The organism is Cellulomonas sp. A375-1, from assembly GCF_001040865.1.
GTDB classification, from domain to species: Bacteria; Actinomycetota; Actinomycetes; order Actinomycetales; family Cellulomonadaceae; genus Cellulomonas; species Cellulomonas gelida.
On sequence record NZ_LFKW01000112.1, the window covers coordinates 1 to 10,202 of the forward strand.

The 10,202-nt window shown below is 72.5% G+C and carries 10 protein-coding genes and 2 tRNA genes; 9 read left to right on the forward strand and 3 right to left on the reverse strand.

Going from position 1 to position 10,202, the window contains the following annotated elements; genetic code table 11:
- Window positions 1-13: 13 nt before the first annotated feature.
- Window positions 14-85: transfer RNA gene (locus CWIS_RS11580), tRNA-Gln, on the forward strand.
- A 94-nt stretch (window positions 86-179) separates the two neighbouring features.
- Window positions 180-252 (forward strand) — tRNA-Glu (locus CWIS_RS11585).
- A 203-nt stretch (window positions 253-455) separates the two neighbouring features.
- Here CWIS_RS11585 and CWIS_RS11590 read toward each other — a convergent pair.
- On the reverse strand, window positions 456-1,175 hold the full coding sequence (locus CWIS_RS11590; protein WP_048343457.1) for an IclR family transcriptional regulator: 720 nt from the start codon (window positions 1,173-1,175) through the stop codon (window positions 456-458).
- A 116-nt stretch (window positions 1,176-1,291) separates the two neighbouring features.
- On the opposite strand from CWIS_RS11590, the gene leuC reads away from it, so the two are divergent.
- From leuC to CWIS_RS11615, 5 genes are all read left to right on the forward strand, one after another.
- On the forward strand, window positions 1,292-2,755 hold the full coding sequence (gene leuC, locus CWIS_RS11595; RefSeq protein WP_048343458.1) for a 3-isopropylmalate dehydratase large subunit: 1,464 nt from the start codon (window positions 1,292-1,294) through the stop codon (window positions 2,753-2,755).
- 31 nt (window positions 2,756-2,786) lie between these two features.
- Window positions 2,787-3,449, forward strand: coding sequence for a 3-isopropylmalate dehydratase small subunit (leuD, locus tag CWIS_RS11600; RefSeq protein WP_048343459.1), 663 nt, complete (start codon window positions 2,787-2,789; stop codon window positions 3,447-3,449).
- Between the two features lie 339 nt (window positions 3,450-3,788).
- The gene (gene murA / locus CWIS_RS11605) at window positions 3,789-5,105 is read left to right on the forward strand and encodes a UDP-N-acetylglucosamine 1-carboxyvinyltransferase (RefSeq protein ID WP_048343460.1); all 1,317 of its coding nucleotides are present in this window, start codon (window positions 3,789-3,791) and stop codon (window positions 5,103-5,105) included.
- Between the two features lie 34 nt (window positions 5,106-5,139).
- On the forward strand, window positions 5,140-5,895 hold the full coding sequence (locus CWIS_RS11610; RefSeq protein ID WP_048343461.1) for a 1-acyl-sn-glycerol-3-phosphate acyltransferase: 756 nt from the start codon (window positions 5,140-5,142) through the stop codon (window positions 5,893-5,895).
- Window positions 5,892-6,926, forward strand: a complete 1,035-nt coding sequence (locus tag CWIS_RS11615; protein WP_231583816.1) for an NAD(P)H-dependent glycerol-3-phosphate dehydrogenase — start codon at window positions 5,892-5,894, stop codon at window positions 6,924-6,926. The genes CWIS_RS11610 and CWIS_RS11615 overlap by 4 nt, the downstream gene beginning before the upstream one ends.
- 30 nt (window positions 6,927-6,956) lie before the next feature.
- Here CWIS_RS11615 and CWIS_RS11620 read toward each other — a convergent pair whose 3' ends face one another.
- Window positions 6,957-8,132: a PLP-dependent aspartate aminotransferase family protein gene (locus CWIS_RS11620; protein WP_231583819.1), complete on the reverse strand. Its 1,176-nt coding sequence runs from the start codon at window positions 8,130-8,132 to the stop codon at window positions 6,957-6,959.
- 35 nt (window positions 8,133-8,167) lie between these two features.
- Between CWIS_RS11620 and CWIS_RS11625 the strand changes: the two genes are divergently transcribed.
- Entirely contained in the window at window positions 8,168-9,376 is a 1,209-nt protein-coding gene (locus tag CWIS_RS11625; protein WP_082156413.1) for a D-alanine--D-alanine ligase family protein, read from the forward strand.
- Between the two features lie 30 nt (window positions 9,377-9,406).
- On the opposite strand, the gene CWIS_RS11630 is transcribed toward CWIS_RS11625, so the two are convergent.
- Window positions 9,407-9,892 carry a DUF3515 family protein gene (locus CWIS_RS11630; RefSeq protein ID WP_048343478.1) on the reverse strand — a complete coding sequence of 162 codons (486 nt, stop codon included), beginning with the start codon at window positions 9,890-9,892 and terminating at the stop codon, window positions 9,407-9,409.
- Between the two features lie 55 nt (window positions 9,893-9,947).
- On the opposite strand from CWIS_RS11630, the gene CWIS_RS19465 reads away from it, so the two are divergent.
- The coding region (locus CWIS_RS19465; RefSeq protein ID WP_048343482.1) for a thiamine-monophosphate kinase at window positions 9,948-10,202 on the forward strand (255 nt) is incomplete at its 3' end.

Consider the following 10,202-nt stretch of genomic DNA (forward strand, 5'->3'; position numbering starts at 1 on the left):
GGTCATACCCCCATGGGGTATGGTGTAATTGGCAGCACGACTGATTCTGGTTCAGTTAGTCTAGGTTCGAGTCCTGGTACCCCAGCGCGAGCACCGCTGACCTGCGAGTTCGGAGCACTCCGGACCTTCGGGTAAAGTGTTCACACGCAAGCGAGGCCCACGGGTCACGCAGGCGATAGGCCCCCGTTGTGTAGCGGCCTAGCACGCCGCCCTCTCACGGCGGTAGCGCCGGTTCGAATCCGGTCGGGGGTACAGCGGAAGGCCCGGTCACCACGGTGACCGGGCCTTCGTCGTTCCCGAGCACTGCGACTCCCCGCCGTCGGCAACGACTGCCTGCGACCGCCTCGATGTCCGTGCGGCATGCGAAAGGCCCCGGGTCATCGTGACCCGGGGCCTTCGGCAGGCGTGGTGTTCGTCACTCCGCGATGCTGTTCGTCACTCCGCGGTGCGGCTCATCACTCCGCGGTGCGGCGCAGGACCTCCGTGAGGCGGTTGGCGGCCGAGACGACGGCTGCGGCGTGCAGACGGCCCGGCTGCCGTGTGAGGCGCTCGAGCGGCCCGGAGACCGACACGGCGGCCACGACGCGGCCCGAGGGCCCGCGCACGGGGGCGGAGACCGACGCCACGCCCACCTCGCGCTCCGAGACCGACTGCGCCCAGCCACGGCGTCGCACGCCCGACAGGATCGTCGCGGTGAACTTGGCGCCCTGCAGCCCTCGGTGCAGCCGGTCCGGCTCCTCCCACGCGAGCAGCACCTGCGCGGCCGACCCGGCCTGCATGGTGAGGGTCGCGCCGACGGGGATCGAGTCGCGCAGGCCGATGGGCCGCTCGGCGGCGGCGACGCAGATGCGCTGGTCACCCTGCCGGCGGTAGAGCTGGGCGCTCTCACCGGTATGGTCGCGCACGGCCGCGAGCACGGGCCCGGCGGCGGCGAGCAGGCGGTCCTCGCCGGCGGCCGTCGCGAGCTCGGACAGTCGCGGTCCGAGCACGAAACGCCCCTGCATGTCGCGGGCGACGAGGCGATGGTGCTCGAGCGCGACGGCGAGCCGGTGGGCCGTCGGGCGAGCAAGATGGGTGGCGGTCACGAGCTGCGCAAGGGTTGCCGGCCCGGCCTCGAGAGCGCTGAGGACCGATGCGGCCTTGTCCAGGACGCCGACTCCGCTAGAGTTGTCCATAGGCCGATATTGGCGTCTCGAAGGCTGAGATGCAAGTACCGACACCAGAAGTCAGCCCGATTGGCCGAAGAACCGGGACGACCCCCACCCGGACGAGCAGAACAGGACCGCACCACATGGCCGGCACGTTGGCAGAGAAGGTCTGGGACGCGCACGTCGTGCGACGAGGCACCGACGGAGCGCCCGACCTCCTGTACATCGACCTCCACCTCGTCCACGAGGTCACGAGCCCGCAGGCCTTCGAGGGCCTGCGCCTGGCGGGGCGCAAGGTCCGCCGTCCGGACCTCACGCTCGCGACCGAGGACCACAACACCCCGACGCTCGACATCGACCTGCCGATCGCGGACACGACGAGCCGCACGCAGATCGAGACGCTGCGCACCAACGCGGCGGAGTTCGGCGTGCGCATCCACTCGCTGGGTGACGCGGACCAGGGGATCGTCCACCAGGTCGGCCCGCAGCTCGGCCTCACGCAGCCCGGCCTGACGGTCGTCTGCGGCGACTCGCACACCTCGACGCACGGCGCGTTCGGTGCCCTCGCGTTCGGCATCGGCACGTCCGAGGTCGAGCACGTGCTCGCCACGCAGACGCTCCCGCTGGCGCCGTTCAAGACCATGGCGATCACGGTCGACGGCCAGCTCCCGCCCGGTGCGACGAGCAAGGACATCATCCTGGCGATCATCGCCAAGATCGGCACCGGCGGTGGCCAGGGCTACGTCCTGGAGTACCGCGGCGAGGCCATCCGCAGCCTGTCGATGGAGGCGCGGATGACCATCTGCAACATGTCGATCGAGGCCGGCGCCCGCGCCGGCATGATCGCGCCCGACGAGACGACGTTCGCGTACCTCAAGGGTCGTCCGCACGCGCCCGAGGGTGCCGACTGGGACGCCGCGGTCGCGTACTGGTCGACGCTGCGCTCGGACGACGACGCGGTGTTCGACGAGGAGATCGTGCTCGCCGCGAGCGACCTCGAGCCCTTCGTCACGTGGGGCACGAACCCCGGCCAGGGCCTGCCGCTGTCGGGCAGCGTGCCCGTGCCCGAGGCGATCGCCGACGCCAACGAGCGCGTCGCGGCCGAGCGCGCCATCGAGTACATGGGTCTGACGCCGGGCCAGCCGCTGCGCGAGATCAAGGTCGACACGGTCTTCATCGGCTCGTGCACCAACGGCCGGATCGAGGACCTGCGCTCGGTCGCCAAGGTCGTGCGGGGCAAGAAGAAGGCCGACGACGTGCGCGTCCTCGTCGTGCCCGCCTCGGCGCGCGTGCGCCTGCAGGCCGAGGCCGAGGGGCTCGACCAGATCTTCCTCGACTTCGGCGCCGAGTGGCGCAACGCGGGCTGCTCGATGTGCCTGGGCATGAACCCCGACCAGCTCGCGCCGGGGGAGCGGTCGGCCTCGACGTCGAACCGCAACTTCGAGGGCCGCCAGGGCAAGGGCGGTCGCACCCACCTCGTGTCCCCGCTCGTCGCCGCCGCGACCGCGATCCGGGGCACGCTCTCGTCGTACGGCGACCTCGCCACCGGCGAGCCGGTGCCGGACGGCTCCCCGCTGGCCGACGTGGCCGGGCTCCAGACGGTCTGACCGGACGACGAGAGACGAGAGAAGGCAGACCATGGAGAAGTTCACCCAGCACACGGGCGTCGGCGTGCCGCTGCGTCGCAGCAACGTCGACACCGACCAGATCATCCCCGCCGTGTACCTCAAGCGCGTGACCCGGACGGGCTTCGAGGACGCGCTGTTCGCCGCCTGGCGCGGCGACCCGGCGTTCGTCCTCAACCAGGACGCGTACCGCTCGGGCTCGGTGCTCGTCGCCGGACCGGACTTCGGTACGGGCTCGTCGCGTGAGCACGCCGTGTGGGCGCTCAAGGACTACGGCTTCAAGGTCGTGATCGCGTCGCGGTTCGCGGACATCTTCCGCGGGAACTCGGGCAAGCAGGGGCTCCTGGCCGCTCAGGTCGCCCAGGAGGACATCGAGCTGATCTGGAAGATCCTCGAGACCAGGCCCGGCACCGAGATCACGGTCGACCTCGACGCGCGCACCGTGGTGTGCGACGACGTCGTCGTGCCGTTCCAGGTCGACGCGTACACGCGCTGGCGGCTCATGGAGGGTCTGGACGACATCGGCCTGACGCTGCAGCACGTCGACGAGATCGCCGAGTTCGAGGCGCGTCGTGAGCCGTGGCGTCCCGCGACGCTGCCGGCCAAGCACCTGCCGCCCGTCGAGATCAAGGCGGCGCGTCCGGTCGAGGTGTCGATCGGTCGTCGGCCCGCCTGAACGTGACGTGATGTGAGCCCGGCGCGCCCAGGGTGCGCCGGGCTCACGCGCGTGCACGGCCCGCGCGCTACCGTGAGCGGGTGGCCCGCCGGGAAGAACGCGCGGCCGCCGCAGGTTGCGAAGGCGGTACGAGCGCGCCCCGGGGCGCGTGGACCACGGGCGGACGCCGTGCACGGGTCAGGCGCGAGCAAGCGAGACGTCACGGCGCGGTCATGGCCGTCGCCGGGTGCGTCAGGTCCGATCGCGGAGCGGTCGGGGGTCTGTGAAGGTGTGGTGCGAGGACGGTCGCGGGGTGCCCGAGAAGCGGGCCCTGCGCCGCGGGTAGGCGAGGATGGGCGCGTGAACGATCTGCTGTACGTCAACGGTGGTAACCCGCTGCGCGGGGAGATCACGGTCAGGGGCGCCAAGAACTTCGTCTCGAAGGCCATGGTCGCCGCGCTCCTCGGCGAGACGCCGAGCGTCCTGCGCAACGTCCCTCAGATCCGCGACGTCGCGGTCGTGCGCGGTCTGCTCGAGCTGCACGGCGTCCGGGTCGACGCGGACGACGCGGCGGGAACGCTGCACCTGGACCCGAGCGACGTCGAGATCGCGCACGTCGCGGACATCGACGCGCACGCGGGCTCGAGCCGGATCCCGATCCTGTTCTGCGGCCCGCTGCTGCACCGCCTCGGTGAGGCGTTCATCCCCGACCTGGGCGGCTGCCGGATCGGCGACCGGCCGATCAACTACCACCTGGACATCCTGCGGCAGTTCGGCGCGGTGGTCGAGAAGCGCCCCCAGGGCATCTACCTGAGCGCCCCCAAGCGCCTGCAGGGCACGAAGATCGCCCTCCCGTACCCGAGCGTGGGTGCCACCGAGCAGCTCCTGCTGACGGCCGTGCGGGCCGACGGCATCACCGAGCTCGCAGGCGCGGCGATCGAGCCCGAGATCATGGATCTCATCAACGTCCTGCAGAAGATGGGTGCGATCATCTCGGTCGACACGGACCGGGTGATTCGCATCGAGGGCGTGGACCGGCTCGAGGGCTACCAGCACACCGCCCTCTCCGACCGCATCGAGGCGGCCTCGTGGGCCTCTGCGGCGCTCGCGACCGGCGGCGACATCTACGTCCGCGGCGCCACGCAGCCCGAGATGACGACGTTCCTCAACACGTTCCGCAAGGTCGGTGGCGAGTTCGTGGTCGACGACGAGGGCATCCGCTTCTATCACCCGGGCGGGGACCTGCGCTCGATCCAGCTCGAGACCGACGTGCACCCGGGCTTCATGACGGACTGGCAGCAGCCGCTCGTCGTCGCCCTCACGCAGGCCAAGGGTCTGTCGATCGTGCACGAGACCGTCTACGAGAACCGCTTCGGGTTCGTCGACGCCCTCGTCGGGATGGGCGCGACGATCCAGGTCTACAAGGAGTGCCTGGGCGGCCGGCCGTGCCGGTTCGGTCAGCGCAACTTCTACCACTCGGCGGTCATCAGCGGTCCGACGCCGCTGTCGGCGGCCGACATCGAGGTGCCGGACCTGCGCGGCGGGTTCAGCCACCTCATCGCGGCGCTCACCGCGAAGGGCACCTCGCAGGTGCGCGGCATCAGCCTGATCGACCGCGGCTACGAGCACTTCATGGACAAGCTGACGGCACTCGGTGCCGAGTTCAGCCGCGACTGATCCGCGCACGCCGGTACCGGGTAGCCTGCTCGTCGTGCGTTCCCCTGCTCGTTCCAACCGTGCCTACCGCAACGTCGCCAGGATCGTCCGTCCGCTGCTCAAGGCGACGACGACGCGCGACTGGCACGGTGCCGAGAACTTCCCGACCGACCGCGGTTTCATCGTCGCGGCCAACCACATGACGAACGTCGACCCGCTGACGTTCGCGCACTTCTTGTGGGACAACGGCGTGGCCCCGCGGGTCCTGGCGAAGGCGTCCCTGTTCAAGGTGCCCGTCGTCCGGTCGGTGCTGCACGCGACCGGGCAGATCCCCGTCTACCGGAACACCGCAGCCGCGGGGGAGTCGCTCCAGGCGGCCGTGCAGGCCATCGCCGACGGCGAGGTCGTGGCGGTGTTCCCGGAGGGCACGCTGACCCGGGACCCTGACCTGTGGCCGATGGTCGGCAAGACGGGTGTCGCGCGCCTCGCGCTGACCACCCGCGCGCCCCTCATCCCGGTCGCTCAGTGGGGTCCGCAGAACCTGCTCGGCCGCTACAAGAAGCTGCTCAAGCCGATCCCGCGCAAGAAGGTCACGATCGTGGCCGGCCCGCCGGTGGACCTCGACGACCTGTACGACCGGCCGCAGGACACCGCGACGCTGCGCGAGGCGACCGAGCGCGTCATGGACGCGATCACCGCGCTGCTCGTCGAGATCCGCGGCGAGGCCGCGCCCGCCGTGCGGTACGACATGCGCAAGCCCGACACCGGGCGGGTCGGCGGCGACCACGCGACCCGGCCCGAGCTGCCGTGACGGGCGTCGACGAGCAGGGTCTGCCGCTGCGCACCGCGGTCCTGGGGACCGGCAGCTGGGGGACGACCTTCGCCGCCGTGCTCGCGGACGCGGGCTGCGACGTCACCGTCTGGGGCCGGTCGGCCGAGGTCGTGCGGCAGATCGCCGACCAGCACCGCAACGACGTGTACCTGCCGGGCATCGACCTGCCCGAGTCGGTGACGGCGACGACCGACGCCCGTGCCGCGGTCGCGGACGCGCGCATCGTCGCGGTCGCCGTCCCGTCGCAGGTCGCGCGCGACACCCTCGCCCCGCTGCGCGGCGCGCTGCGGGACGACGCGGTCGTCGTCTCGCTCATGAAGGGCGTCGAGCTGGGCACCGACCGTCGCATGAGCGAGGTCGTCGCCCAGACCCTGGACCTGCCCGACGAGCGTGTCGCGGTGGTCTCCGGGCCCAACCTGGCGCGCGAGATCGCCCGCCACCAGCCGACCGCGACGGTCGTGGCGTCCGCGTCACCGCAGACCGCGGCCCTCGTCGCGCGCGCCGTGGCGTCGTCGTACTTCCGCCCGTACACCAACCCGGACGTCGTCGGTGTCGAGCTGTGCGGTGCGGTCAAGAACGTCATCGCGCTCGCGGTGGGCATCTCGCAGGGTCGCGGGCTGGGCTACAACACGATGGCGACCGTCATCACGCGCGGGCTCGTCGAGATCACCCGTCTCGGGCTCGCGCTCGGTGCCCAACCCGAGACCTTCCCGGGCCTCGCGGGCATGGGCGACCTCATGGCGACGTGCGCGTCGCCCGACTCCCGCAACCACACCCTCGGCGGGCACATCGGCCGCGGGATGGCGCTCGACGAGGCGATCGCGGCGACCGGCGGCACGGCCGAGGCCGTCAAGACGTGCCGGCCGGTGCTTGAGCTCGCGCGCCGGCTGGGCATCGAGATGCCCATCACGGAGGCCGTCGTCCGCGTGCTCTACGAGGGCCTGCCGGTCGACCAGCTCGCCCCGATGCTGCTGGCCCGCCCACGGCGCTCCGAGGTCGTCACCGGCTGAGCGAGCTCCGCTCGTCGCGCCCGAAGGACGTCACAGGGCGTCGAGCGCGTCCGCGAGGTCGCGCCACAGGTCCTCGACGTCCTCGATCCCGACGCTGAGGCGCAGCAGGTCCTCGGGCACCGTCGGCGACTCGGTGGCGAACCGCCGCCGGCGCTCGAGCGTCGACTCGACACCCCCCAGGCTCGTGGCCGGGACCCACAGGCGGACGGCCTCGACGAGCGCGTCGGCTGCGGCGGCACCGCCCGCGGGCCGCAGCCCGATGATCGAGCCGTACCCGTCCATGAGCCGGCTCGCGCGCGTGTGCCCGGGGTCGTCGGGCAGCCCCGGGTGGCGGACCGAGACGACCCGCGGGTGCGCCTCGAGACGGCGCGCGAGCTCGAGCGCGGACGCCTGCGCGCGCTCGACGCGCAGGGCCAGCGTGCGCAGGCCGCGCAGCGCGAGCCACACCTCGAACGGCCCCGCGATCGCGCCGTGCAGCGTGCGGTAGGCGTGCAGGCGTGCGTGCAACGCGGGGTCGGCCGCGAGCGCCGCGCCCAGCACCACGTCGCTGTGCCCGGCGAGGTACTTGGTCACCGAGTGCACCACCACGTCGGCGCCGTGCTCGAACGGGCGCTGGACGAGGGGCGTGGCGAACGTGTTGTCGACGGCGACGAGCGTCCCGGCGTCGTGCGCACCCGCAACGAGCGCCGGCAGGTCGGCGACCTCGAGCATCGGGTTGGTCGGTGTCTCGACCCACAGCAGGTCCGCGGGCCCGTCGTCACCGCTGCCGCGCACGGCCGCGAGCACGGCGTCGGTGTCCGCGATGTCGACGAGCGTCACGCGCACGCCGCTGCGCTGCGTCAGGTCGGCCGCGTAGCCGAGCGTCACCTGGTAGCAGTGGCGGGGCAGGACGAGCCGACCGCCCGGCGGCACGAGGGAGAGCGCCGCGGCGATCGCGGCCATCCCGGACCCGAGCACGAGCGCGGGCTGCGGGCACCGCTCCAGCGCGCCGAGCGCCTCCTCGAACGCGTGCCAGGCCGGGGTGTCGTTCCTCGCGTACATCGGCTCGTCGGGCTCCGGCACGCCCTGCGACACGAAGGTCGAGGACAGGACGAGGGCCGGGTTGAGCGCCGCGCCCTGGGTACGGTCCGGTCGCCCCGCGGAGACGACGAGCGTGGACGGGCTGACCGTGGGTGGGCTCACCCTGGACGGGTTCGGCGAGGTCACGGCGCCAGCGTACGCGGCGGGTAGGGTCGTCCCCGATGAACGCCGTGCCGACTCCTGCCTCAGCCGACCTCACCGGCCCGACCGCGACCCCCGACGCCGACCAGACCGCCGCGGACCCTGCCGTCGGGGACCCTGCTCGTCGTCCGCGGGTGATGGTCCTGTTCGGTGGACGCTCCGGGGAGCACGCGATCAGCTGTGCGACCGCCGGCGGCGTGCTGCGGGCGCTGGACCGCGACCGCTACGACGTGCTCGCGGTCGGCATCACGCGCGAGGGTCGCTGGGTGCTCGCGGACGACGACCCGGACCGCTGGACGATCGAGGACGGCCACCTGCCGCAGGTCGAGGACGCCGCCGCGCACGTGCTGCTGCCGCAGGACCCGACCGACCGCGCGGTGCGCGTACTCGGCGCGGACAGCCTCGCACAGGCGGTCGGCGAGGTCGACGTCGTCTTCCCGCTGCTGCACGGGCCGTTCGGCGAGGACGGCACGCTGCAGGGCATGCTCGAGCTCGCCGACGTGCGGTACGTCGGCGACGGGGTGCTCGCCTCGGCGGTGGGCATGGACAAGCACATGATGAAGCTCGTCTTCGCGGGGCAGGGGCTGCCCGTGGGCCCGTTCGTCGTGCTGCTGCCCGGTGCGTACGAGCGCGACCCGCAGGGCCAGACGGAGCGCATCGCGGCGCTCGGGCTGCCCGTGTTCGTCAAGCCCGCACGTGCGGGCTCGAGCCTGGGCATCTCGCGCGTGGACGACCTGGCGGACCTGCCCGCCGCGATCGCGCACGCACGTGAGCACGACCCCAAGGTCGTCGTCGAGGCGGGCATCGAGGGCCGCGAGATCGAGTGCGGCGTGCTCGGCGGGCACCACGGTGAGCGGGCGCGCGCGTCGCTGCCCGGCGAGATCGTCGTGGACCACGGCAAGCACGCGTTCTACGACTTCGAGGCCAAGTACCTCGACGAGGCCGCGGTGCGGCTCGCCTGCCCGGCCGACCTGCCCGACGAGGTCACGGCACGCGTCCGGGAGATCGCCGTGCAGGCGTTCGAGGCGCTCGGCTGCGAGGGTCTCGCGCGCGTCGACGTGTTCGTCACGCCGGACGACGAGGTCGTCGTCAACGAGATCAACACCATGCCTGGCTTCACGCCGTTCTCGATGTACCCGCGCATGTGGGAGGCGTCGGGCGTGAGCTACCCCGAGCTCGTCGACGACCTCGTGCGCCTCGCGCTGGAGCGGCCCACCGGCCTGCGCTGAGCCGTCCGCCCTGGCTGCGGTCCGCAGCGGCTACAGGCACCCGCGCTCGCGCTCGGTGAGCGCCACGGCGGCGCCGAGCCGGTCGAGGAACGACGTCGGGTGCGTGCGGGCGATCTCCGCGGGGACGAGCACCTCGACCGCGGGGACGCGTCCGTAGGTCGTGAACGTCCAGTCGCTGCTGTCCTCGTGGTCGGGCTCGGACGCCACGATCACCCAGTCGACCGAGGTGCCGTCCGCGGCCTCGACGCTCTGGCAGCGGTCGGTGGTGGGCTCGAGCGGCGTCACGCCGCAGCGCAGCACGACGGCCGCCGACCCGTCGCTCCACGCCGTGGTCGCCTGCGCGTTGGTGTCCTGCCGGGTCAGGCCGTCCGCGAGCTCCTCGGGCGTCGCGAGCACGACCTGTGCGCACACCGGGTCGGTCGCGAACGGCCCCGGGGAGGTCGCGACGACGGACGAGCAGCCGGCGAGGGCGGCCGGCAGCAGGACGAGGACGACGAGGCGACGCGGGGCAGGCACGTCCACCACCGTAACGAGTTGTCGACGACGTCCCGGACGGCGTTAGCGTGACGTCGTGCATGTCGCCGACCTGACCGAGGAGCAGCTGCTCGCGCTGATCGTCCCGGAGCTGCCCCTCGGGTCGTCGACCCTGCTCGGGCCCGGGGACGACGCCGCGATCGTGGCCGCGCCCGACGGCCGCTTCGTCGTGACCACCGACGTGCTGGTCGAGGACCGCCACTTCCGGCGGGCATGGTCGTCGGGTGAGGACGTGGGCCGACGCGCCGCCGTGCAGAACCTCGCGGACGTCGCCGCGATGGGGGCCGTCCCG